This window comes from Sporomusa sp. 246TCP1, from assembly GCF_057319775.1.
Genome location: NZ_CM170492.1, coordinates 1,866,698 through 1,890,601, shown reverse-complemented (window position 1 = coordinate 1,890,601; position 23,904 = coordinate 1,866,698). Strand labels below are relative to the sequence as shown.

Below are 23,904 nucleotides of genomic sequence, written 5' to 3'. Positions count from 1 at the left end.
TGTACTATTTTTTACGTGTTGCCCAAATCATTCTAAAACCTAAAAGGATAACAAAAATACCAAAAATCCGTTTAAGCTCGTTTGCCGGCACCGCTTGAACAAAATTAGCACTGATTAAAGCCCCCAAAGCAGCTCCTCCTGCCATATAAACTGCCGCTTGATAATTGATAAGTCTTTCTTTATAAAAATACCATACACTTACAATTGATGTAGGTATGATAACTAGCATTGATATTCCCTGTGCCGTATGCTGAGCTATCCCTAATAGTAAAACCATCATCGGTACTAACACTACTCCGCCGCCAATACCCAAAATTCCACTTAAAACACCAGCAGTAAGTCCTAAGACAAAAATTATCAATATCATAGTCATGTTAGTACCATCCTTATGCCAACAACAATCAACAAAGCAGCAAAAAGCTGTTTTAAGCGAATGGGCGGAATTCTTTTCATTATCCGTGCACCGATACCGGCCCCCAGAGTGCTGCCTATGATTAAATTCAGAGCCAAAAATACATCAGTATTGCCATGAAAACCATAGATAATACTGCTAATTAATGCTGTAGGAATAACTATTGCCATCGATGTAGCCTGAGCAATATGCTGGGTAATGTTGAAATAAGTCACCATAATTGGCACAAGAAAAATACCGCCACCAACTCCAAGTAAACCGCTAAGTACACCGACTACAAATCCGGCACCGGCAAATTTCAATCGTTCAGTCATAATTAAACCCCTTACTCTTATTCAATGCTTAGCCGTTTAACTGCAATATTTACTTCTCTAACCATCATACCTGTCATATATTCAACCATTTGTTTTATACGTACTTGGGCATCATGTACTACCTGCCAAATAGGCTGCCCATATTTTATAATTACATCAAGTGAAATTGAAATTCCCTTTTCTCTGTCATGGGAGTTTTTTATATTTATTTGCCCAGTCTTGGTAATAACACCCTCACTGATAGCAATATAGTCAACAACGGCAGCTATCGCTGCATCTGAAATAAGCAGTTTTCCATAGTAGCTAAAAGTTGGCCGGACAATTGATTTTTCACCCAGTTTACGTCGTTGCTTGGAACGAGGTTTTTTGAAAAAAACATCAAGCGAATCAATCAGATAACCGGAAAAATGTGGTTTAAGTTCAATAGTTGGTACAGGAATAATATGTTTTCCTTCTTTGAGCCTACTCTCTTTTGCTTTGGCAATTTCGCCTTTGGTAGCAATATCTTCAATCCGGATTATTTTACTAATTGCTGGTAACCCTAACACATCAACAATCTTTTCTACCATATTTTTGGAAGTACCAAGTAGTAAGATACGTTTAGGCATTACTCTGGCGATAGCATCTCTAACTTCGTTAGCATGGTCAGGTTCCATAAATATGGCACGTTTTACAGCTTTTATTTTGCTAGGTTCTTTTTTGGCCGAATGACCTGCAATAATTTTACTGTCCATAATTAACAGCCCGTCGTCAATAATTGTATCAACATCATACTCATGTGCTACGATTAACGCCCGATGGCTTTTGCCCGTTCCACTTGGACCGACCAAAGCGATGGTGTCCATAGGCAGCCTCCTGATAAAATAGTAATAGGGTATAGCATAAAAATAAACACCTTTGCAGGTGTTGTCAAGTAAAAGTATTACATTGACAAAAATCAACAAGTTTAGCAGAAACAGTGAAATTTCCTAATTTTTCAGGATACCGGCCAGGAATACCATGGAAATCGGAACCACCGGTTATTTTTAAATTATATTTATTAGCAATAGCTAAATATTTATTAGCCGCTGTCTGATCATGTTTCGGATGATAAACCTCCAGCCCACGAATACCGGCTCTAATCAAATCAAGTACTAAATTATCGTCACCCACCAGGCCAGGATGAGCCAATATTGCAATGCCTCCAGATTGCTCTATAAGTCTGATGACTTGTTCTGGAGTTAGTTTGTAATGGGGAACATAGGCGGGAGAGTTTTTGGTTAATACTTGTTCAAATGCTTCCGGTATCGTTTTAAAATAGCCGGCTTCAACAAGTACCTGAGCAATATGCGGTCTCCCTACTGCCCGCGTTTGACCAGTCATATCCAGTACCTGATTATAATTGATCGAATAGCCCAATTTACTCAGCTTATCTACTATCATTTGTGACCGCTTTAACCGGGCATTACGGATAATTTCCAGTTGATCGCGTAATTTCACATTATTAATATCAATGCCATATCCCAAAATATGTACTTCATGGTGCGGCAGGTCAGTGCTAAATTCTATTCCAGGAATAATTGCCAGCTTCGAGGCTGCAGTATGCAAATATCCTGTTAAATCCGCATAAGCAGCAACCGTATCATGGTCAGTAATAGCTATATAGTTAAGACCGGCAAGTTCGGCTTGCTGAACTACTTCCAGCGGTGATAACCGCCCGTCAGAAGCGGTAGTATGAATATGAAGATCTGCAATCATGACTTGCTTAACGTAGTCGCCAATTGGATTAGGGTACGAACTCCTACCCCTGTACCGCCCTTGCGATTATAGCCTTTATCTTTATCGGTATCAGCTGTTCCGGCAATATCGACATGCACCCAAGGCGTTTTATCGGCAAATTGTCCAATAAACAAACCAGCTGTAATAACTCCCCCCGGCCTGCCGCCGGTATTTTTAAGATCGGCAATAGAACTTTTTATTTGCTCAAGATACTCTGCATCATTAGGCAATTCCCATAGTTTTTCCCCGCTTTGCTGACTGGCGTCAATAATAGTCTGACACCACTGTCTGTTGTTACTAATAACACCGGAATAAACAGTTCCAAGACCAACAACACAGGCTCCTGTCAGAGTTGCTATATCAATTATTTTGGTAGCACCAAGCTTCTTAGCATAGGTAACAGCATCTGCTAAAATTAACCGTCCTTCGGCATCAGTATTCAACACCTCAATTGTTTTACCGCTCATGGAAGTCAGGATATCCCCGGGCCTGAATGCACTACCTGAAGGCATGTTTTCTGCACATGGTACAACGGCTAAAATATTTACTTTGGGTTTTAGTTGTCCAAGAGCCATCATAGCTCCTAATACGGCAGCTCCCCCCGCCATATCACCCTTCATCTCATCCATCTTTTGACCAGGCTTAATTGATATGCCACCGCTGTCAAAGGTAATACCTTTACCAACAAAAGCTACTATTTCCTGGCTAACCGGATCTCCCTGATATTTTAAGGCAATTAGTTTCGGTGGTTCAATACTGCCTTGCGCTACAGCCAGTAATGCACCCATACCTTTTTGCCGCATATCTTCTTTTTCAAGGACAGTAAGCTCAAAACCGTACTGCTCTGCGATCTCCCCGGCATGCCAGGCCATCTTCACTGGCGTCATGTACTGAGCAGGATGGTTGATTAAATCCCTGGCAAAGTTTACGCTTTCGGCAATGATTTGACCAGCCTTAATCCCTGTGGTAATTGCATCCGCCTTTGCTGGATCATTTTCAATAAGTAGCAACCTTTTAGTACCAGGATTATCATTTTTGTCTGTTTTATAGTACGTAAACTGGTACACACCCATTACGGCACCTTCAACAACAGCTTGTGCTGTCCGGCAAGCTTCCAGCTTGTCACTGGCACTATGGATGATGGTTGCTACAGTTTGAGACTGCATTTTTTTAGCTGTCCGCATAGCTACAGCCATCAGGGCCCGTACTTTGTCTACCGTGATTTCATTCTCTTTACCCATACCAAGAAGAAGAATACGTTTAGCACCAATAGCACCAAATGTATGTATAACCATAGTTTCCCCGTATTTACCACAGTCTAGCATATCACGGATTATTTCACTTATATGTGAATTTAATGCTTTGTCTACGGTTCCTGTTGCCCCACCGGGAGTCATTACTCCTTCAAATAAGCTAACAATGACTGTATCACATAGTATTTCAGTTATTGGGCCAGATACAACTTCAATATTCATTTTTCCCTCCCTAATTTGATATCGATAATACTAGTATATTATGCCACAAATTACTTATTAAAAACACTAAAACCTGTTCACGGTGAACAGGTTTCGAGCATTATCTATTGTTATCGCGGTTCAATGATTAGCTTGATAGCTGTTCTCTCTTCGCCATCAATAAGAATATCTGTGAAGGCTGGAATACATATTAAATCTACACCATGTGGTGCTACAAACCCTCGAGCAATCGCAACTGCCTTAACAGCTTGGTTAAGTGCTCCTGCACCGATTGCCTGCATCTCGGCACCGCCACGTTCTCTCAGCACTCCGGCCAAAGCCCCTGCTACAGAATTAGGATTAGATTTTGCTGATACTTTCAAGACGTCCATGTTTATATGTGCCTCCTTTGATAAAAAAACATTTATTAGTTCTATAAATTAGATATATTCGTTATACGGGAAAAAATTCCTTTTTTCACATAAAAAAAATCTAATTATTTCAAATAATTCATCTTATGTTTATTTATTAAACACAAAAACACGTCCATCTTCACGAATCCCAATAAGGTTATGATGATCATTATATTGTTTACGCATATTTTCCAACATGTCTTCAATTACTTCTTCCTGAAATAGAAGGTCTTCCTCTAACATAGCATCATTATGATCAGCAACTAAACGCTCACTAAAACGTTCTCGAAGAATTTTAATTGTCAGGTTGATTTCTCCTCGTGTCAAGGTCTGTACATCGCGAATAATAGTTACCATTGCCACCTGTTCATAGGAACTTAATTCGATAGCAACACTAATAGTAGTAATACCTTCAAGCATATGATAAGCCGCAATACTATTAATAATTAGCTGCTTAGTGCTTTCAAAGTCTCCAGCAGCAGGAATACCGGAAATCATAAAAGTAAGCTTTAATGAGTTTGCTTCTGGATTAAAATTAATAGTGCCAATCTCAGGATAACGCACTAACATAGATATTATTAAATTTGCACCATCAGAAACTTGCTGATCTGTTTGGGAAATTTCAGGCATATAGTTTCACCATCCAATAAAATTATACAATATAAGCTTTACTTACAAAAGTTTCTGAATTAAGTATTCTCTAGAAGATAATTAAATCCTGCTTTTAATTTGTTGGGAAATAATCTAAAAAACGGCTTTACCTAAAGGTAAAGCCGTTTTAAATAACTGTTTAATATCTATTTAGCATAATCAACAGCACGTGTTTCACGAATTACTGTAACTTTTATTTGACCTGGATATTCAAGTTCACTTTCGATCTTCTTTACAATATCCCGTACTAAACGAACAGACGTCAAATCATCAATTTTATCAGGCTTAACCATAATGCGAATTTCGCGACCTGCCTGAATAGCGAATGATTTTTCCACACCATCAAATGATTCAGCGATTTCTTCCAATCGTGTTAATCGCTTAAGATAGCTTTCTAACGTTTCTCTGCGCGCTCCCGGCCGCGCAGCAGATACGGCATCAGCAGCTGCTACAAGTACGGCTTGGACAGTTTTTGGTTCTTCATCACCATGATGTGCACCAATTGCATTAATAACCTCGGCTGCTTCACGATATTTCTTCGCCAAATCAGCTCCAATGGTTACATGAGGTCCCTCAACTTCGTGATCTACAGCCTTACCAATATCATGGAGCAGACCTGCGCGCTTGGCTAACATTACATCGACGCCAAGTTCACTTGCCATAACTCCCGCCAAATGTGATACTTCAATGGAATGCTTGAGTACATTTTGACCATAGCTGGTACGGAATTTTAACCTTCCGAGAAGTTTTATCAGTTCTGGATGCAAACCATGAACTCCTGTATCAAAGGTAGCTTGTTCGCCTGCTTCCTTAATTTTCTGTTCAACTTCTTTTTGAGCTTTCTCAACCATTTCTTCAATGCGTGCAGGATGAATGCGGCCATCAACGATTAGTTTTTCCAGTGCGATTCTAGCAACCTCGCGCCGGACAGGATCAAATCCTGATAAAATGACTGCTTCAGGCGTATCATCAATAATCAGATCAATACCAGTGAGTGTTTCCAAGGTTCGAATATTACGGCCCTCACGACCAATAATCCGACCTTTCATTTCATCATTAGGTAAAGAAACTACAGATACCGTAGTTTCGGCAACATGATCAGCTGCACAGCGCTGAATAGCTAAGGATATAATTTCTTTAGCTTTCTTTTCCGCTTCTTCTTTGGCCTGTTGCTCCAGATCCTTGATGAGCATTGCTGTCTCATGCTTGATTTCTTCTTCAACATTTGCAAGCAGTAATGTACGGGCATCTGCGGATGTCAATCCAGATAGTCTTTCAAGTTCAGTTAGTTGCTGGGCATAGAGTTCACTAATTTTTTCTTGACTTCTATCTACCTCAATCTCTTTACGACTAAGGATTTCCTCCTTCTTTTCAAGGGAGTCAATTTTTCGGTCAAGGTTTTCCTCTTTTTGCACCAAACGACGCTCTAGCCGCTGAAGTTCTGTACGACGTTCTTTAATCTCCCGTTCGAGCTCACTTCTTTGCTTGTGAATTTCTTCTTTTGCTTCAACCAACGCTTCTTTTTTCTTAGATTCGCCGGCCTTCTCAGCATCTTCTAAGATTCTTTTGGCTGCAGTTTCAGCAGAAGCGATTTTGGCCTCGGCAATATTTTTACGTATCCAATAGCCTCCGGCAGCACCCAACAGTCCGACTAAAATTGCGGTAATAATAATCTCTAGTATATATTCCACCTCCTTTTTTCCATACTGATATTAAGGGTAAAGCCGAGTTATACTCGGCTTTTACAAGTAGCTTTTCGTTTGCTTTGTAAAGCATCCAAGCTCTCCTAAAAGATTGTCTAAATAGATTTAGTTTGACTACACGATTGGATAATTTTATTGTAAATGTTTTTCAAATGTGTGTCAAGGAGCCATATCCCTTAGATGCGCTAAAACTTTGCTGATAGTTGCCGCTTTAAAGCCTTTTGCAGACAAACGGCGAATTATTTTATGTAAATCCTGAGTCTCCTTACTGTGCAGAATTTTTATTGCTGCCTGGTATTCCAAATTACTATCCCAGTCTGCTAATTTTTCATTAATCAAAGTAGTTGGTAGACCTCTGCGCCGCAGTCTGAGATAGGTTTCTTTCAAACTATATTTGTTGCTTTCCGCATACCGCTCTACAAGCATATCACAAAGCGCGGCATCATTCAGATAACCGCGCTTTGTGACATATTCAATAGCCTCGCCGACCGCCACTTCATCATAGCCTTGTTTTAGAAGCTTTTGTTCCAATTCCTGTTGGCTGTAGGTTCTAATTTTTAAAAGCTTAACAGCAGCTTCAGATACATTCTTATTCATTAGGCTTCGAAACCCTCATCATTATCCTCAAACGGCTCATCGCCAACACTAACTACCTTATCAAGCTTGGTATCGCCGGCAAGTAAATTTTCGCGGACCTTTTGCTCAATTTCGTCAGCAATGCCCGGGTTTTCTTTAAAATACTCTTTAACATTTTCTCTGCCTTGCCCCAGCCGTTGTCCATTATAAGAAAACCAGGCACCGCTTTTATTTATGATCTCAAGATTAACACCCATATCAACGATACTCCCTTCGCGGGAAATACCTTCGCCATACATTATATCAAATTCCGCCAGTTTAAATGGCGGTGCCACTTTATTTTTAACAACCTTAACCTTGGTCCGGCTGCCTACGACATCATTTCCCTGTTTCAAAGTCTCTGCTTTGCGAACATCCAAACGAATTGAAGCATAGAATTTCAGAGCCCTGCCACCAGTAGTTGTCTCCGGATTACCAAACATAACTCCCACTTTTTCGCGGATTTGATTAATAAAAATAACAGTGGTTCGTGATTTACTAATAACACCTGTTAGTTTACGAAGCGCCTGGGACATTAGACGGGCATGCAGACCGACATGGGAATCACCCATATCACCGTCAATCTCATTTTTAGGCACCAAGGCTGCTACCGAGTCAATAACAACGACATCAATAGCCGCACTGCGCACAAGTGCTTCCGTAATCTCCAGCGCTTGTTCACCATTATCAGGCTGCGATATTAAAAGATTATCAATATCAACACCCAGTTTTTTGGCATAAGAAGGATCAAGTGCATGTTCGGCATCGATAAAGGCAGCAATTCCGTCCATTTTTTGAGCCTGAGCAATAACGTGCAACGCTACTGTCGTTTTCCCTGATGATTCTGGCCCAAATATCTCAATAACCCGTCCCCGCGGCACTCCGCCGACCCCAAGAGCAATATCAAGCGGCAACGACCCTGTGGGAATAACCTCAATATTCATTTTAGCAGCGGCTTCGCCAAGCTTCATTATTGCACCTTTGCCAAAATCTTTTTCTATTTGACGCATGGCATTTTCAAGCGCTTTAACTTTATCCATTTCCAGATTCTTTTCAAAATCTTTGGCCTTATCCATAGTACTATAAACCTCCCCCGACAACTCTAAGCACATTATACAAACGTTTGTTCGTTTTGTCAATGACAATATCGCGGTTAAGTCTATAATTTTCCTCTATTTTAGCGTCCTTTTGCCGGCTCAATATTAATGCGATAGCCTTTGATCGTGTTCTTATTCATGACCGATAATACCCGTTCAGCAACACTTTCCGGAACTTCTACAAATGTAAATTTGTCATAAATATTTATGACACCAATAATGCTGCCTTCAATATCTGCCTCTTCCGCAATAGTACGAACAATATCCTGGGGCTGAATTCTTTGAGCTCGCCCGGCATTAATAAACAGCCGTACCATGCCTGGTTCGGCACCAGTATTACCAAACTGAGCTTTTTCAATAACAGCTTGTTCTTTATAACCTTCCTGAAAAAGTTTTAGCGCTGCCGCGGCAAGATCAATTGGATCATAGTCTGCCGCTAAATCGGCAACGATGCCACTGTATGCATCAAAACTGCCTCTGGCAATGGTCTGTGTAAGTTGATTCTTAATAACCTCAGTTTGACGCTCAAGGATATCTGCCGGCGATGGCAGCTGCCGCCGTAATATCCGTGTTTTTACTTCTTTCTCAATAAGTTTTAGTTGCCTGTATTCGCGCGGCTGAATAAATGTAATCGCTACTCCTTTTTTCCCGGCCCGTCCGGTACGGCCAATTCGATGAACATAGGACTCGGGATCTTGCGGGATATCATAGTTGATAACATGAGTTATATCGTCAATATCCAATCCACGTGCAGCTACATCTGTAGCAATAAGTATATCTAATTTACCATCCCGGAATTTTTTCATAACCCGGTCACGCTGTGCCTGGCTAAGATCGCCATGCAAAGCGTCTGAAATATAGCCGCGTGCCGACAGAGAAGCAACTAAGTCATCAACACCTTTTTTGGTTCGACAAAAAATAATTACTCTGCCAACTGTCTCCGAATCAAGTACCCGGCATAAACCGTCAAGCTTATCACGGGTTTCATAATATATTTGATCGGTAAGCGGTACTGTCAATTGTTCTTTACTAATCGTTACCGTTACTCTATCCTTCATATACTTATTGGCTAAAACCATTATTTCTGTTGGCATAGTAGCCGAAAATAGCAGCGTTTGCCGTTCAGCAGGAACATGCTGCAGGATACTTTCGAGATCATCAACAAAACCCATATCCAGCATCTCATCTGCTTCATCAAGAATCAGCATTTTTACATTGTCTAGTTTGATGGTATTTCTGCGAATATGATCTAAGAGTCGTCCTGGAGTTCCTACAACTACTTGCACACCTGATTTGAGAGTTCTAATCTGCCGGTCTATAGCCTGACCACCATAAATCGGTAATGTCTTTATCCGCTTAAATTTTCCGATTTTCCCTAATTCTTCTGATACCTGGATAGCCAGTTCTCTGGTAGGCGTTAATACTAGAGCCTGAATTTGTTTGAGCTCAGTTATCCGTTCCATAATGGGTATACCGAAAGCAGCAGTTTTTCCAGTACCGGTTTGTGCCTGTCCCAAAACATCGTTTCCTGCCAATACCAGCGGAATCGTTTGGTTTTGAATCGGTGAAGGTTCTTCAAAACCCATTTCAGTTATAGCTGCCGCTGTTTTTTTACTTAACGAAATAGTACCAAATAAAGTTACTGTATCTTTCAACATAAAAAACCTCCTATATATTAAGCAAATAATGCCTTACATGATTAAGGGCAGCTAAAGCAGTCCGGTGTTTTATATCCATGCGTGTTCCATTAAAGTAATGCTCATAACACACTGTTCCTGCCGAACCATCAATAGCAATATAGACAAGGCCTACAGGCTTATTTTCAGTTGCTCCGTCCGGACCAGCAATACCCGTAATACCAACGCCGATACTTGTTTGAAATCTTTCCCTAATACCTTGAGCCATACATTCAGCTGTCTCTTGACTTACAGCACCCTTAGATGCAATTATTTCTTCAGGGACACCGACATAGCGCATTTTGACAGTATTACTGTAACATACTATTGAACCTAATAGATACTGTGAACTACCAGGAACATCGGTAATACGGCTGGTAACAAGCCCACCGGTACAAGATTCCGCTAATGCTATTGTTAATTTTTTGGCTAAAAGCAAGCTACCTACAGACTTTTCCATAGTTTCTTCATCAATGCCAAAAATATATTCGTTTAATAACGGCTGAATTTGTCCTTCAAGTTCGTTAATCAACTGTACTGACTCAGTTTCACTGGCTGCCCGCGCCGTGATCCGTACATGAATTTCACCATTTCGGGCTAACAAAGCCAATGTCGGATTCGATTGGGCTGAAATATACTGCTTGATTCTTTCTTCTAATGCAGATTCTCCCAGTCCATATGTCCGGAGAACTCTCGACACAATTGCGCCTTGAACTCCAAATCGCTTCGTAAGATAGGTAATGATCGATTTCTCAAACATTGCCGCTAATTCATGCGGTGGACCTGGCAAATTTATAATTACTTTTCCTGTTGTCTCTTGTTCTACAATAACCCCTGGTGCTGTACCACAAGTATTTTCAATAATTTGTGCGCCTTCCGGCATCATAGCCTGACGCAAATTGTTATCTGTCATACATAAACGGTGTTCGGTAAAGAAACGTTGTATTCGCTCAGCACTGGCTTCATGCAAATACATTGGTTTATTGAGTAGTGAAGCAGTTACTTCTTTCGTTATGTCTCCTTGTGTAGGCCCTAAACCGCCACTTGTAATAACGATGTTGGCCCGTTCTAAAGCTGTTTTTAAAACACTTTTCATTCTTTCACGGTTGTCACCGACTGTAGTTTGATATAATACACTGAAACCTAGCTCGTTTAACCGAGCTGCTAAAAACGGTGCATTTGTATTCACGATTTGCCCCAAAAGAAGTTCTGTTCCAGTGTTTACTAATTCAATAATCATATAGCTCATTCCCTCCCAACATTAATTCATTCGCGCTGTAAATTGGTAATTCCTTTTTATCATTGAACTTTAACAAAAAATAGCAGAGCCTAAGTGCCTCTACTATTTTTAAGCTTGCATTATACTATTATGCAGCTGCTCTTACTTTTTTTCGGCCACTAAATCATATGTGAAGCCCTGTACGACTTCTGCCTGTACAAGTTCTCCCGGCAACAAACCTATAGCGTTTTCAACATAAACACAGCCATCGACATCAGGCGCTTCCCGGTAAGATCTGCCAAATGCCACACTAGGCTGATCCTGGTTATGTCCCTCAATCAATACTGTCAGCATTTTCCCCTCCATATCACGGTTCAACTCTTCAGAAACGCGGCATTGTAAAGACATTAGTTCATGGAAGCGCTCCTCTTTGACACTATCAGGCACTTGATTCTCCATAATGCCAGCAGGCGTGTCCTCTTCCTGAGAATAGGTAAATATACCTACTCGCTCAAACTTTTGCTCCAACATAAAGTTCTTCAATGACTCAAAATGTTTATCTGTCTCACCTGGAAAACCAACAATAAATGAAGTACGAATGACCACGCCGGGAATAACAGTGCGAATTTTCTTCAGTAAGTTTTCAATATCAGATCGTGTGTCACGGCGATTCATCGCCGACAGAATCTTGTCATCAGCATGTTGTAGTGGCAAATCAATGTAGTTGCAAATCTTCGGTTCATTAGCAATAAGTTCAATAAGTTCTTCGTTAAAATATTTAGGATAGCAATATAGCAATCTAATCCAAAAAACACCTTCAATTTTAACCAGTTCGCTAAGCAGATTCGTTAATTGGGGCTTATCATAACGGTCACGCCCATAACTTGTAGTATCCTGAGCTATAAGGTTGATTTCTTTTACTCCCCGCTCAGTAAGATTTTTCACTTCATTTACAATTGATTCTATTGGGCGACTACGGTATTTTCCCCGCACCAGAGGAATTACACAATAGGAACAGCAGTTGCTGCATCCTTCTGCAATCTTTACATAAGCACTATATGCCGGAGTAGTAGTAATTCGCCGCATAGTATCATCATACAGTGTGTCTGTTTCACCAATAAGCAAAACCCGTTCATCTGCCAGTACTGCATTAACAGCTTCCATAATTCGATGCCATGCACCTGTACCAACAATGGCGGATATTTCCGGTAATTCGTCTAATAATTCCTGCTGATAACGCTGTCCTAAGCAACCGGCAACAATAACCCCCCGGCATTTACCAGTTTGTTTATACTCAGCCATCTGCATAATGGTTGAGATCGATTCCTCTTTAGCAGAATCGATAAAACCGCAGGTATTAATAATTAATAGTTCAGCTTCCTGGGGATTATCGGTAATATGTATATTATTATCCGCTAAAATGCCCAACATTACCTCGGTATCTACGAGGTTTTTGGCACATCCCAGACTAATAAATCCTGCTGTAAGCATTACGTGCTCCTCCTTGTATCTGATGACCAAATTATTCTATAATCCCACTTGAATCTAAGTCTCAATGTATCCCCAAACGAGCTTGTTGTACCCATTTATCCAATATTTTCCGCTGCTGCTGGGGAGAATACATATCATGATGGTCCAGGAGCTTTATATTTTTAGCGGCATATTCCCGATACATTGGTGTTCCTGGGTTTGTCGGCATAAAATAAAATTTATGTTCTGCCATACATGCGAGTGCTTCCGCTTGAGTGAGCCAATCAATAAACTGCTGTGCCTCAACCGTATGGGCAGCGCTCCTAACCAGGCCTGCCCCCGTCAATAAAAACGCAGTTCCATCTTCAGGATAGATTATTTGTACAGGAAAACCATCTTTAACATAACGCATAGCTTCACTATGCACAGCTATAGCCAGGTCAACCTCTGCCATGCTGGCCATTCGCGCCGGCGTTGCTAAAAATTTGGCATACTGCACAACCTGTGGATGGATTTTTTTTAACAAGTCTAAGGTTGGTTGCTCGCCGTTAGCCGCAACCAGCGTATATAAAAGATTAGCGGCAGCATCGGCTGCCAGAAAGTCAGTCAAACCCAACCTCTGTTTAGAATCTGCCGGCAAGTCAGACCATTTTGCCGGTTTTTTCTTGGTTGAATTTAAATAATCCTGATTGACTGCAAAAATTATCGGATCATACCAAATACCTACCCAATAACCATCAGTATCTTGAAATCTATTTGGTACTATATCTGTATATTCAGATTGGTAAGGTATCAGCAGAGCATTGTTTCGTGCCTGTTTTAATGTTTTGCGGTTAGCAAGAATAAGATCTGCTTGCCGTTCTCCTGCTTCTTCGACCAGCCTACTAAACAAATCCTTTTCCGTAAGCGGTGTAATCGTAACCCGGACCTTTGCGACCCGCTCGTATTCCTGAGCTAACACGGCTACCTGCTCAACAGGCAAGGTCGTATAAACATTAATCGTCGGTAAACTGCTGTTATTTTGTTTACCTGCATAACCGATAAGGTAAGTAGTAGCCGTAATTACTAGTGCTACAAAAATAGCCATTACTACTAATGGCAGATAGCGTTTCATACATTACCTCCATATGATTGATCTGGTTACTAGCATTAACAACTAAGGCAAACATATATACTATAACTTTTATTAGTTCTTTATGCAAGTCCTAATCCCTTCTATGCAGAAGATAGCATTTTAAAAAACGGCGAATTATGATAAAATAAAAAAAGAAAGGAGTTGTTTTTTTGACACAAAAGCCTTCATTCTTATCTTTTTTCCATCCAGATTTGACCGCACGTTTGATTATTGTCATATTTTTTTTGCTGCTTATTGCTATTGGTTATGTATTTGGCATCTACGATGGACTGGTAAATAATAACCCTACTGCTGTCTTTAATTCGTTTGTTGCAGTGTTACTTTATGCTATCCCGGCTTTTGGATTATTGCGGCTTAAGCGTTGGGCCCGCTTATTTGAGTTGGGATTGTCCATATTATTTGTAATAATTGGCCTGGTAATCCTATTTGGTTATAGCCTAACAATGGGTATTATGACACTTGTCCCCCATGGGTTAATTGCCATTTACCTTTTATCAAATGACTGCCGGCGTGCATTTGGTATGAACCAAAAAGAAGCCTAGATTTTGAATCTAGACTTCTTTTTGGTTTCTTTGCTGCGGGAAGAATGTAATCTTCGGGACTTATTTAGCGATTCCCCTTTGCTTACGCTGGTAATAGGCTGTTTGTTGCGGGGCGGCCGAATTAAACATTTTGGTTCATAACCGATTAAATCCTGTCGACCTGCTTTATTAAGTGCTTCATAAACCAAATTGTAGTTTTTGGGATCGCGGTATTGTAGCAATGCTCGCTGCAACCCTTTGTCATGGGGGGTTTTGGCAACATAGACTTTTTCTCCGGTTAACGGGTGAATTTCTGTATAGTACATACAGGTTGATAAGCTTCCCGGAGTGGGAATAAAATCCTGTACTTGTTCCGGGCGATAACTGGTATCACGCAGAAATTCAGCCAATTCAATAGCCTCTTTTAGGCCGGCTCCCGGATGGCTAGACATAAAGTAGGGTACTAAGTACTGTTTCTTCCCTAAGTCGATATTAATTTGTTCAAATGCTTTTTTAAATTTCAGATAGATGTTTTTACCAGATTTACCCATTAAGTCTGTAACTTTAGGCGAAACATGTTCAGGAGCAACCTTTAGCTGCCCACTGACATGGTGCTCGCATAATTCTCGTAAAAATCCCATATCATTGGCAGCCAACAGATAGTCATAACGCAAACCTGACCGGACAAAGACTTTTTTTATTCCTGGAATTTGTCGAATTGCCCTAAGTAATTCTAAATAGTCGCGATGGCTGGTGTTTAAATTCTTGCAGGCAGTGGGGAACAGGCACTGTTTGCCACGACAGGTTCCTCGATCTGCTTGCTGCTCACAGGCACGCTGACGAAAGTTCGCAGTAGGACCGCCGACATCATGGATATAGCCTTTAAAATCCGGTAACTGAACGATTTGGGCAGCTTCCCGGAGTATTGATTCCTGACTGCGACTTTGGATCATTCTCCCCTGATGGGCATATAAAGCACAAAAAGAGCAACTACCATAACAGCCGCGATGGCTAACGATACTAAACTTTACCTCCTGGATAGCCGGAACACCACCAGCTGCACTATAAGAAGGATGATATGTCCGCTGATAAGGTAAATCATATATTTCATCCATTTCTGTGGTGGAAAGCGGCATTGCTGGTGGATTTTGCACTACATAGTGTTCACCATGCCCCTGAGCTATCGTTTTTCCCCGAATAGCATCCTGCTCTAAGTATTGGGTTTTAAAAGCTTTTGCAAATTGCACCTTATTTGCAGTAACAGCCTGATAACTCGGTGTTTCGATATAGTCCCACAGATGCTCTATTGATTCTGCAGGATAACAGGTTCCAGGTATATCTCGAATATCTTTGATATTTATACCAGTCGATAATTGTGCGGCTAACTCTTTAATCTGACTTTCGCCCATACCATAAATTAACAGATCTGCTCTACTATCAATCAGAATCGATCGTCGTACGCTATCTGACCAGTAATCATAATGAGCAAATCGTCTTAAACTGGCCTCAATACCGCCAATAATAAGCGGGGTATGTTTCCAAATCTCCCTTATTCTGTTACAATAAACAATTGTCGCCCGTTCCGGCCTAAGTCCAGCCTGGCCACCGGGCGAATAGTTATCTGTACTGCGGTATTTTTTAGCGGCGGTAAATTTATTGAGCATAGAATCAAGGTTGCCTGCCGAAACCAATATACCCAGTCGCGGTTTGCCTAAACGTTTAAAATCAGAAGTTGAACGCCAATTTGGCTGAGCAATTATTCCAACCTTATACCCGTATTTTTCCAGCAACCTACAAATAATCGCCGGACCAAAGCTGGGATGGTCAACATAAGCATCACCACTGATAAAAAGAAAGTCCAACTGTTCCCAGCCACGTTTAGCCATATCTTGCTTGGTCATTGGTAAAAAATCTGTCATGCTGCTAGATTTACCTCATTCCTATTTTGTAATTCCGGTCAGTGTAAACGTTTTGACCACTACTTCACCATTACCACCAATTTTACCCACAGGGCTGCCGTTGTATACTACATCAACAACACCGGCATTGCCAAATTTGACTGATAGTTTATTCGCGGCTTCCCAAGTTATTGATTCGCCACTTTTAGGAGTACCTTCATATATTTCCTTACCGTCTGCTATTATTTGCGTCCAACACTGAGCACTATATTTAGCAGTTACAATCACTTTGGCTGCCGGAGTTGCCGGAGTACCCGGCTGAACCGCCGGCGCCGGTGGTGGGGTTACAGCCGGTGGTGGAACCGGAGGAGCAGGTTGTTGACTCTCTGACGACCACCAGATTAACCCACCCACTATAAGGACACCTGCCATAGATGCTACTACAGTAAGCATTTTTTTAAAGCCTCCGCCGCCACTAACTCTACGTGGGGTTGAACTGACTGGTATTACTTCCTGCTGCTTCTCTGCAATGATATCCTCATTTGTCTGCGCTTTATTTTGGGAATATAAGTCTATTGCCGTATGCGGGTCAAGTCCCAAAAAGGTAGCATAATTGCGGATAAAACCCTTTAAATATACTTCACCGGGGACAATGTCATAGTCACCTTCTTCAATAGCGTTAAGATATAGCGCTCTAATGCTTATAGCACTTTCAACATCTTTAATTGACAGGGCTTTTTTTAAACGTTCAGCGCGCAAAAATTCCCCTACTGTTTGCAAAATAACTACCTCCCCAACTGTTGTAAGTATTGGATTATCAATTCTGTTGCCTGTTCCAAATTATTAGCACTTACTGCTCCATCATAGTCTGCAAGATCTGACTTCTCATAACCGTACATTGGATCATAATATTCTACGAGCAAAGTCTCAACAACCACTCGAATCTGTCCTGCTTTAAATTCATCGATCAACTTATCGGTTTTCTTATTGCCAAGGCGTCGGCGTAATGACGCAATACTACTGATTATCGCTTCTGCATTATCATTGTAGATATCCAGATACTCTGCTATCAATCTATCTACCCTTACTTCAATGCTGACAGATACCAGTAATTTGGGGCCCTGCTGCATAGCGTTAAATAGACATTCAGGTAGATATACATTACCAATACGTTTGCTTTCACATTCAACGACTATATAAGGCTGATTATTTAGCGCATCAAGTTCTTTAAGCAGATTTGCATCAAAATTTTGCGCTGTTGCCGACCTGCCTAAACCGATTTGACCAAAAACTGATCCTCTATGATTAGCTAAATTCTCCAGGTCAATTACCGGGATATTGCGTTTAGCCAATTGCTTTATAAGCAAGGTTTTTCCAGTTCCCGTTGAACCACATAGTACTATTATCTTTGGTTTAACTTCAAACTGTTTTAATCTGTCCAAAACATATTGACGATACGCTTTATATCCGCCAATTAGCTGTGAGGCTGGAATTTCCATCATTTCCAGCACACTTACTATTGATTTAGAACGCATTCCCCCCCGCCAGCAATACACGATAACCTTTCGTTCCGCTTTAGTAAACTGGCGAATTTGCTCAATGATATCCGGCAACTTTGTAGAAACAAATGACAGGCCTAGATGCTTAGCATCTTCGACACTCACTTGCCTATAAATAGTTCCAATTTGAGCCCGTTCCTCATCGTTAAATATCGGTATGTTCACGGCACCAGGAATATGCCCACCTGCATATTCTGCCGGTGAACGCACGTCTATAAAAATCGTTTTATCTAAGGTTACAGCTTCCGCTACTTTAATTACTATATACAATATAATTCACCACTACTATTCTGCCCTGTCGTAAAATGCTGTAAGCATAAAAGCAATTTATTTTTTAAAATATCTTGAATAAACTTGTTCTGTTGTCATAATTATTTCTCGTGCTTTACTCCCAATATTAGGACCAACGATTTTCATTTCTTCCATAGTATCAATTAGCCTTGCAGCACGTGTATAGCCGATGCGGAATTTGCGTTGTAACATGGATACGGAAGCCTGACCTGTCTCAAGCACCATGCGCACAGCCTCTTCTAAAAGTTCATCCTCAAAATGAGTTAGATCTTCTTTACCGGCGACCGCAGTTTCAACAGTAGTTACACCATCATTATATTCGGGTATAGCCTGTTCTTTGATATAGACTACTAAATCTTCAACCTCAGTGTCGGCAATAAAAGCCCCCTGTACCCTGATAGGCTTAGAAGCTCCAACAGGATAAAACAGCATATCACCCTTTCCTAACAGTTTTTCAGCTCCAGCCATATCTAAGATAGTTCGTGAATCAACCTGCGATGAAACAGCAAAGGAAATACGAGAAGGCACATTGGCCTTGATAGTTCCTGTAATGACATCTACAGAAGGACGCTGTGTAGCAAGAACTAAATGCAATCCCGCTGCCCTTGCTTTTTGTGCCAATCGACAAATAGCATCTTCAACATCAACAGGCGCTACCATCATTAAGTCAGCAAGTTCATCAATTATAATCAAAATCAATGGCAGTCGCCCATCATTATGCAGTTCATTATAGCGGGTAATATCCCGCACTCCCGTAGTAGCAAAAACTTCATAGCGACGTTCCATTTCCTGGACCGCCCAGTTTAAAGCTGAGGCTGCTTTCTTCGAATCAGTTACTACCGGAGTAAGTAAATGTGGAATACCATTATAATTTGACAGTTCCACCATCTTGGGATCAATAAGCACCAATTTTACTTCGTCTGGCCGGGCTTTAAATAATATACTTGTAATCAACGTATTGATACAAACGCTTTTTCCTGATCCGGTTGCACCAGCTACTAATAAATGCGGCATCTTCCCTAAGTCTGTAACAATTGGCTGCCCGGCAATATCTTTCCCTAACGCCACGGTCAAACTGGAAGACGCACGTTGAAACTCATTGGTTTCCAATACCTCCCGCATTGCAACGCCAGATAATTCTTTATTTGGCACTTCAATGCCAATCGCTGCTTTACCTGGAATAGGAGCTTCAATCCGCACCCCTGAAGATGCCAGTTTTAGTGATAAGTCATCTGCCAGGTTTACTATTTTACTTACTTTTACACCTGGAGCAGGTTCCAATTCATAACGGGTAACTGTCGGTCCCTGACAAGTATTAATAACCCTGGCACTAACTCCAAAGCTATCAAGCGTCTGTTCAAGTATCCGGGCGTTATCGGCAACTTCTTTAGGCATTTTGGTTACACGTGGACGATTAGGTTTTTTTAATAATGACACAGGCGGTAACTGATAGTCGGTATTACTATCAGTAATACCCTCTTTAGTTACTGTAAATGACTGCCGTTGCGACTGCTGCATAACTGGATCTTGATTATTATCAGGAATAATGCTCTCTTGGGGGTACTTTTGTATCGCCAATTCAAGCTTATCATCACGCTGTTGATCGTAAAATACCGGCAGATCCTTTTCCTCTTCTTGCTCGGAAAAAATTGTTTCTGCCGACGCAGCAATGGCTTCCTTCGCTGAAGACATACTCTCTACGGCCTTGTCTTTGGCATTTAATAGCGTTTCTGCCAGCGACCAGGTTGTAGTCATCAGAATTGAGCAAAGCAGCAATGCTGAGAGCACAATAATTGAGCCATGTACACCCAGTAGTTTACGCAAGGAAAAAAGTGCCATCCCGCCGGTTAATCCCCCGCCTGTCACCAAACTATCAGGCATTATTTCCTGACCAACAGGAATTCTAATATGATGATAAATCGCTAAAACCACAAAATATAAAAGCAGAAAACCCCAAAACTTAACTGAATAAACAATTGGACTCTTTGCCACAATATACTTCAGTCCAACAATAAAAAATACTAAAGGTACAGCTACAGCACCTATTCCAAAAGTATATTTGAGTATCTTGGCTAAAAATAACCCAAACGGCCCAACATTTAGACCGATCAAGCTGATTAACGCTAAAATTCCTCCTGTAACCATGGTAATACCCAACAATTCATGCCGTAATTCAGGAGTTAAATGGGTCAACCACTTAGGCAAAACATACCACCTCTAACATTATCTTGTTCTACGTAATGGTAAAAATCCCTTTATTTTATTCACTTATTCATAACAACTGCCTTCACCATGGACAAGTGTTCGCATGATACTGAAAACATCGCTGAAAAATAAGCCCCCGGCACTACGCCAGGGGCAAAGTTATTGATATTGGGGTAACCGGGAAAGGCGCTACTTTGTATTATGCTCTCACCGGTTCACCAAAATATGAACCGCGATAAGAATGACCGCTTATGGTTATACAATTATTTAGTATCAGACTTGCTACCTCATTCTTTCAAACTCAAATATCTTATAGTAAAGATAAAACATTAAAAATAATACCCAATCTGCAAGGTAAGACCAATGTATCTTCCACCATAAATGATATGTCATATGTCCCGTATGTACATGAAACCATTCTATAGATATTGTTGCACTGGTCCAAAGAAACCAATAAACAAACATTCGCCCAAACGTCTTTTTTGATGGAAGCCACTGCAGAAATAAATACACGACTACTATATATATTCCCCATGTATTTACCAGGTGGGGAATCGGCGAAATATTATCATCGTATTTCCATAGTGGGTAATACTGAGTAATGGTATCTGTGGTAGCCCCATATAAGCCCGCAATAAAGCCCACGGGAAATAACTCACGCCAACGTTTTTTATCTGCAAAAATAAGCCATATAGTCCATTCTAAGACAAAGCGAATATACCAAAAAAGCACAAAATCAACTCCACATACGAGTCATAGTTTTTAAGGATTGCTATTTTTTTGCTCAATATCAGCAAACATTCTAACTATCCATCTTGAAAGTAGTCCCATAATAATATAAATGATAAACGAGGCCCAGTATGTCCATTTTAGAAGTTGGTAAAATCCCATCAATACTATAAGCGGCTCTATTATAAATGAAAATATTGCAGATGTAGCAACTAACGCCCAGAAAAAACTCCTCCAGGTAGTGAAGTATTGGTATAGCAGCGTAAAAACAATTGGCACTACCGTGTAGTCTACCGAAGTAAGCCGGGGGAACATCGGGATAACATCTACTGGATAATGCCACAAGGATAGTACGAACCCAAGTTCATCCAGCGTAATTGTAAATACCATCACTATCATTCCGAAAAAAGCCAAATGACGAAGGTGTTTCTTGTTGGCAAGTTTATACCAAATTAACCAAGGCACAATGAGCAACATAACAAGAACCCACCATCGCCAAGAGCCAAAATCCTCCCCTATCCAGTTCTCCACTCGTGCTTTGGTTAGTAGCCTTTCCATTTCTGCTAGCTGCTCATTAGATGGATATAAACCCATTGAAAGATAGCACCGCCTTTTCTGAAAAGTAGACTTAAATATTGCCGCGTACCCCGTTTGATGGACAGTAGAAACACATAGTATACTGATATCAGAGAGGGGATAGAAAAGATGAAGCAAGCTAAGAAGTACAGCGCAGAATATAAGATGGAAGCAATTCGACGATTGGAGCAGACGGGTGAATCGGTCGCTAAAGTGGCTGCTGATCTTGGGGTTAATGAAAATACGATGCACGGATGGATAAAGCGGCACCGTGAAAAACCGGTAAATCCTTTTCCCGGCAGCGGCAAGCTCAGCGACGATGATGAAAAGATGCGTAAGCTGGAACGAGAAATTCGTGAGCTGCGGGAGGAAAATGAGATTTTAAAAAAGGCGGCGCAGTACTTCGCCAAGAACCTCAAGTAAAAAGGTTCGAGTTTATCGCAGAACACCGCCATGAATATCGGGTAGCGAAGCTATGTGAAGTGCTCTTTGTTGCAAGAAGCGCTTATTACGCATGGGAAAAACGCCCGGCAAGCAATAGAACGCTTGAAAATCAAGCATTAGCTGAAAAAATCAAAGAAATTCATGAAAGAAAGAATCGGACCTGTGGCAGCCGGAAGATGACCCGGGAACTACGACGACTCGGCAATCATGTAAACCATAAGCGGGTCGAACGAATCATGAAACAAGAAGGAATCCGCTCGAAAGTAGCCAGGAAGTTTAAGGCCACTACGAATTCTAACCATACCCTGCCGGTAGCTGAAAACCTCTTAAATCGTGAGTTCACAGCAGAAAAACCTAATCAGAAGATGGTAAGCGATATTACCTATGTATGGACTGAGGAAGGTTGGCTATATGTTGCTGGAATAATGGATCTTTGCGGACAGAAGATAGTAGGCTTATCTATGGGGGATAGAATGACGAAAGAACTAGTGATAAACGCTTTGAAGAGCGCTTATTTTCGGGTGGGCCGGCCAGAAAACGTATTACTTCATTCGGATCGAGGCAGCCAGTACTGCTCCCACGACTACCAAAAGCTGCTGAAAAGATATAAGTTCACTTGCAGTATGTCGCGGAAGGGAAACTGCTGGGACAACGCGCCAATGGAGTCATTCTGGGGGAAAATGAAATACGAATGGCTCAATGAGCATCGGTTTAAGACAAGAGATGAGGCAAGAGCTGCCGTCTTTGAATATGTTGAAATATTTTACAACCGACAGCGCTTGCATGAAACCAACGGCTATCTAACTCCGGAAGAATATTATTCAATCGCCTTGGCGGCGTAGGCAATTGTGCAAAACATTGCGAATGTAGAGACTGATGATTGTAGTGACTATAAACATCGGCTGTAGTGACTATATTTCACAAGAGGTTGTTATCATGTTTATACGAACAATAAAACGCAAGCTCAAAACCGATACGGCGTTTGATTTCAAGCTACTTGAATCTTATCGTCAGGCCGGATCGCCTCCCAAGCACAAGTTTATCAAAGGTTGGACGATAAAGAAGTCGGACATTTGGGCCATGGGCGACATATTCGTAGACGACATAGAATTTGATCTCGATTTAGCCGGGATGAGTCGTAGCGAAATCAGGAAAATTATCGCGTCGATACGAAAAAAGTTAGTGACTTTGTTGAAATAATGAGCATGGCTTTGAGATATTGAGAAATTCTTGGGTTTTTCCTGTCTATTTTGCGGGGGACGCCCCATATTATGCGTTAAAAGTGACTTTTTAACACTACTAAACTAACCATTGGGGAACGTCCCGTGAGCCAAGAAGTGTACGATATATACCTAATTTAGTTTCGATCCACTCCCTTGTTTCCGGATGCAAAATAATTTTATCTTTGTTTTGTAAGTACCAAGGAATCACATCTAACCGGTCAGGCAATCTTGAGACAGCTAACCAGTCAGCCAGCATTTCTCTTCTATATTCGTCAGACATTGGTAGTGTTACCATACTTCCAGTATCTAAAAAAGTAATCCACCATTGCCAATGATGAGGGTTTTTTCGATAATGTTCAAACCAACTCCTAATCAAGGGGTGTCAGCGGGGACAGGGATGTCAGCGGGGACGTTTCCTTTTTGTCAACAAAGTTGACGGAAAGTAGAGTAGAGGCCTACCTCACGGCGGCCCCCGCTACCTAAGCCGGAAAGGTTGCCCCTCCGGCTCGGCTCCAGAACCGGACGTGACAATTTTTCGTCA

Annotated in this window: 24 protein-coding genes; 3 read left to right on the top strand and 21 right to left on the bottom strand. The window is 41.2% G+C overall.

Annotation, left to right across the window (positions count from 1 at the left end):
* Positions 1-4 precede the first annotated feature (4 nt).
* The 14 genes from AC1ECB_RS09395 to AC1ECB_RS09330 all read right to left on the bottom strand — a co-directional run bounded on the left by AC1ECB_RS09395 (position 5) and on the right by AC1ECB_RS09330 (position 13,896).
* Entirely contained in the window at positions 5-373 is a 369-nt protein-coding gene (locus tag AC1ECB_RS09395; RefSeq protein ID WP_485668448.1) for a sulfite exporter TauE/SafE family protein, read from the bottom strand.
* The gene (locus AC1ECB_RS09390; RefSeq protein WP_485668447.1) at positions 370-726 is read right to left on the bottom strand and encodes a sulfite exporter TauE/SafE family protein; all 357 of its coding nucleotides are present in this window, start codon (positions 724-726) and stop codon (positions 370-372) included. Before AC1ECB_RS09390 ends, AC1ECB_RS09395 begins: the two co-directional genes overlap by 4 nt.
* 17 nt (positions 727-743) lie before the next feature.
* A complete protein-coding gene (locus AC1ECB_RS09385) occupies positions 744-1,571 on the bottom strand; it encodes an Asp23/Gls24 family envelope stress response protein (protein ID WP_485668446.1) in 828 nt (275 codons plus the stop codon).
* A gap of 64 nt (positions 1,572-1,635) precedes the next feature.
* Positions 1,636-2,463, bottom strand: a complete 828-nt coding sequence (locus tag AC1ECB_RS09380) for a PHP domain-containing protein (protein ID WP_485668445.1) — start codon at positions 2,461-2,463, stop codon at positions 1,636-1,638.
* A complete protein-coding gene (locus AC1ECB_RS09375; RefSeq protein WP_485668444.1) occupies positions 2,460-3,959 on the bottom strand; it encodes a leucyl aminopeptidase in 1,500 nt (499 codons plus the stop codon). Before AC1ECB_RS09375 ends, AC1ECB_RS09380 begins: the two co-directional genes overlap by 4 nt.
* A 110-nt stretch (positions 3,960-4,069) precedes the next feature.
* Entirely contained in the window at positions 4,070-4,330 is a 261-nt protein-coding gene (locus tag AC1ECB_RS09370; protein WP_021170652.1) for a stage V sporulation protein S, read from the bottom strand.
* Positions 4,331-4,459: 129 nt separating this feature from the next.
* Positions 4,460-4,981 carry a hypothetical protein gene (locus tag AC1ECB_RS09365; protein WP_485668443.1) on the bottom strand — a complete coding sequence of 174 codons (522 nt, stop codon included), beginning with the start codon at positions 4,979-4,981 and terminating at the stop codon, positions 4,460-4,462.
* 167 nt (positions 4,982-5,148) lie between these two features.
* Positions 5,149-6,693, bottom strand: a complete 1,545-nt coding sequence (gene rny, locus AC1ECB_RS09360) for a ribonuclease Y (protein WP_485668442.1) — start codon at positions 6,691-6,693, stop codon at positions 5,149-5,151.
* Between the two features lie 171 nt (positions 6,694-6,864).
* A complete protein-coding gene (locus tag AC1ECB_RS09355; RefSeq protein WP_485668441.1) occupies positions 6,865-7,302 on the bottom strand; it encodes a regulatory protein RecX in 438 nt (145 codons plus the stop codon).
* On the bottom strand, positions 7,302-8,360 hold the full coding sequence (gene recA, locus AC1ECB_RS09350; protein WP_485669309.1) for a recombinase RecA: 1,059 nt from the start codon (positions 8,358-8,360) through the stop codon (positions 7,302-7,304). The genes AC1ECB_RS09355 and recA overlap by 1 nt, the downstream gene beginning before the upstream one ends.
* 137 nt (positions 8,361-8,497) lie before the next feature.
* Complete coding sequence (locus AC1ECB_RS09345) at positions 8,498-10,072, bottom strand: DEAD/DEAH box helicase (RefSeq protein ID WP_485669308.1); 1,575 nt, start codon at positions 10,070-10,072, stop codon at positions 8,498-8,500.
* A gap of 13 nt (positions 10,073-10,085) precedes the next feature.
* Entirely contained in the window at positions 10,086-11,333 is a 1,248-nt protein-coding gene (locus tag AC1ECB_RS09340; protein ID WP_485668440.1) for a competence/damage-inducible protein A, read from the bottom strand.
* A gap of 141 nt (positions 11,334-11,474) precedes the next feature.
* Complete coding sequence (gene rimO, locus AC1ECB_RS09335) at positions 11,475-12,803, bottom strand: 30S ribosomal protein S12 methylthiotransferase RimO (RefSeq protein ID WP_485668439.1); 1,329 nt, start codon at positions 12,801-12,803, stop codon at positions 11,475-11,477.
* A 61-nt stretch (positions 12,804-12,864) separates the two neighbouring features.
* Positions 12,865-13,896 carry an ABC transporter substrate-binding protein gene (locus AC1ECB_RS09330; protein WP_485668438.1) on the bottom strand — a complete coding sequence of 344 codons (1,032 nt, stop codon included), beginning with the start codon at positions 13,894-13,896 and terminating at the stop codon, positions 12,865-12,867.
* A gap of 170 nt (positions 13,897-14,066) precedes the next feature.
* Between AC1ECB_RS09330 and AC1ECB_RS09325 the strand changes: the two genes are divergently transcribed.
* Complete coding sequence (locus AC1ECB_RS09325; protein WP_485668437.1) at positions 14,067-14,459, top strand: hypothetical protein; 393 nt, start codon at positions 14,067-14,069, stop codon at positions 14,457-14,459.
* Here AC1ECB_RS09325 and AC1ECB_RS09320 read toward each other — a convergent pair.
* The 6 genes from AC1ECB_RS09320 to AC1ECB_RS09295 form a co-directional block, all read right to left on the bottom strand.
* On the bottom strand, positions 14,456-16,357 hold the full coding sequence (locus tag AC1ECB_RS09320) for a YgiQ family radical SAM protein (protein WP_485668436.1): 1,902 nt from the start codon (positions 16,355-16,357) through the stop codon (positions 14,456-14,458). The two genes, AC1ECB_RS09325 and AC1ECB_RS09320, sit on opposite strands and share 4 nt — an antisense overlap.
* A gap of 21 nt (positions 16,358-16,378) precedes the next feature.
* Positions 16,379-17,116, bottom strand: a complete 738-nt coding sequence (locus AC1ECB_RS09315; RefSeq protein WP_485668435.1) for a helix-turn-helix domain-containing protein — start codon at positions 17,114-17,116, stop codon at positions 16,379-16,381.
* A gap of 5 nt (positions 17,117-17,121) precedes the next feature.
* Complete coding sequence (mnmH, locus tag AC1ECB_RS09310) at positions 17,122-18,165, bottom strand: tRNA 2-selenouridine(34) synthase MnmH (RefSeq protein WP_485668434.1); 1,044 nt, start codon at positions 18,163-18,165, stop codon at positions 17,122-17,124.
* A 57-nt stretch (positions 18,166-18,222) separates the two neighbouring features.
* Complete coding sequence (locus tag AC1ECB_RS09305) at positions 18,223-20,331, bottom strand: FtsK/SpoIIIE family DNA translocase (protein ID WP_485669307.1); 2,109 nt, start codon at positions 20,329-20,331, stop codon at positions 18,223-18,225.
* 342 nt (positions 20,332-20,673) lie between these two features.
* Positions 20,674-21,123 carry a CBO0543 family protein gene (locus AC1ECB_RS09300; protein ID WP_485668433.1) on the bottom strand — a complete coding sequence of 150 codons (450 nt, stop codon included), beginning with the start codon at positions 21,121-21,123 and terminating at the stop codon, positions 20,674-20,676.
* Between the two features lie 30 nt (positions 21,124-21,153).
* Positions 21,154-21,714 carry a CBO0543 family protein gene (locus AC1ECB_RS09295; RefSeq protein ID WP_485668432.1) on the bottom strand — a complete coding sequence of 187 codons (561 nt, stop codon included), beginning with the start codon at positions 21,712-21,714 and terminating at the stop codon, positions 21,154-21,156.
* A gap of 102 nt (positions 21,715-21,816) precedes the next feature.
* Between AC1ECB_RS09295 and AC1ECB_RS09290 the strand changes: the two genes are divergently transcribed.
* Both AC1ECB_RS09290 and AC1ECB_RS09285 read left to right on the top strand, forming a co-directional pair.
* Positions 21,817-22,982, top strand: a protein-coding gene (locus AC1ECB_RS09290) for an IS3 family transposase (protein ID WP_485669255.1) whose coding sequence is annotated in 2 segments (ribosomal slippage) — positions 21,817-22,090 and positions 22,090-22,982 — 1,167 coding nt in all. Because the reading frame shifts where the segments join, the coding sequence is not laid out codon by codon here.
* Between the two features lie 34 nt (positions 22,983-23,016).
* Complete coding sequence (locus AC1ECB_RS09285) at positions 23,017-23,340, top strand: hypothetical protein (RefSeq protein ID WP_485664417.1); 324 nt, start codon at positions 23,017-23,019, stop codon at positions 23,338-23,340.
* A gap of 99 nt (positions 23,341-23,439) precedes the next feature.
* Here the strand turns inward: AC1ECB_RS09285 and AC1ECB_RS09280 are convergent, their stop codons facing one another.
* Complete coding sequence (locus AC1ECB_RS09280) at positions 23,440-23,739, bottom strand: DUF5662 family protein (protein WP_485668431.1); 300 nt, start codon at positions 23,737-23,739, stop codon at positions 23,440-23,442.
* Positions 23,740-23,904 lie beyond the last annotated feature (165 nt).

Coding starts and splice junctions, on each gene's coding strand:
- AC1ECB_RS09320 (WP_485668436.1), bottom strand. CDS start 16,357: ATGACAGATTTTTTACCAATGACCAAGCAAGATATGGCTAAACGTGGC.
- AC1ECB_RS09385 (WP_485668446.1), bottom strand. CDS start 1,571: ATGGACACCATCGCTTTGGTCGGTCCAAGTGGAACGGGCAAAAGCCAT.
- AC1ECB_RS09305 (WP_485669307.1), bottom strand. CDS start 20,331: ATGGTTACAGGAGGAATTTTAGCGTTAATCAGCTTGATCGGTCTAAAT.
- AC1ECB_RS09375 (WP_485668444.1), bottom strand. CDS start 3,959: ATGAATATTGAAGTTGTATCTGGCCCAATAACTGAAATACTATGTGAT.
- recA (WP_485669309.1), bottom strand. CDS start 8,360: ATGGATAAAGTTAAAGCGCTTGAAAATGCCATGCGTCAAATAGAAAAA.
- rimO (WP_485668439.1), bottom strand. CDS start 12,803: ATGCTTACAGCAGGATTTATTAGTCTGGGATGTGCCAAAAACCTCGTA.
- AC1ECB_RS09340 (WP_485668440.1), bottom strand. CDS start 11,333: ATGATTATTGAATTAGTAAACACTGGAACAGAACTTCTTTTGGGGCAA.
- AC1ECB_RS09370 (WP_021170652.1), bottom strand. CDS start 4,330: ATGGACGTCTTGAAAGTATCAGCAAAATCTAATCCTAATTCTGTAGCA.
- AC1ECB_RS09295 (WP_485668432.1), bottom strand. CDS start 21,714: ATGGGTTTATATCCATCTAATGAGCAGCTAGCAGAAATGGAAAGGCTA.
- AC1ECB_RS09330 (WP_485668438.1), bottom strand. CDS start 13,896: ATGAAACGCTATCTGCCATTAGTAGTAATGGCTATTTTTGTAGCACTA.
- AC1ECB_RS09390 (WP_485668447.1), bottom strand. CDS start 726: ATGACTGAACGATTGAAATTTGCCGGTGCCGGATTTGTAGTCGGTGTA.
- AC1ECB_RS09285 (WP_485664417.1), top strand. CDS start 23,017: ATGATTGTAGTGACTATAAACATCGGCTGTAGTGACTATATTTCACAA.
- AC1ECB_RS09355 (WP_485668441.1), bottom strand. CDS start 7,302: ATGAATAAGAATGTATCTGAAGCTGCTGTTAAGCTTTTAAAAATTAGA.
- AC1ECB_RS09365 (WP_485668443.1), bottom strand. CDS start 4,981: ATGCCTGAAATTTCCCAAACAGATCAGCAAGTTTCTGATGGTGCAAAT.
- AC1ECB_RS09395 (WP_485668448.1), bottom strand. CDS start 373: ATGACTATGATATTGATAATTTTTGTCTTAGGACTTACTGCTGGTGTT.
- AC1ECB_RS09380 (WP_485668445.1), bottom strand. CDS start 2,463: ATGATTGCAGATCTTCATATTCATACTACCGCTTCTGACGGGCGGTTA.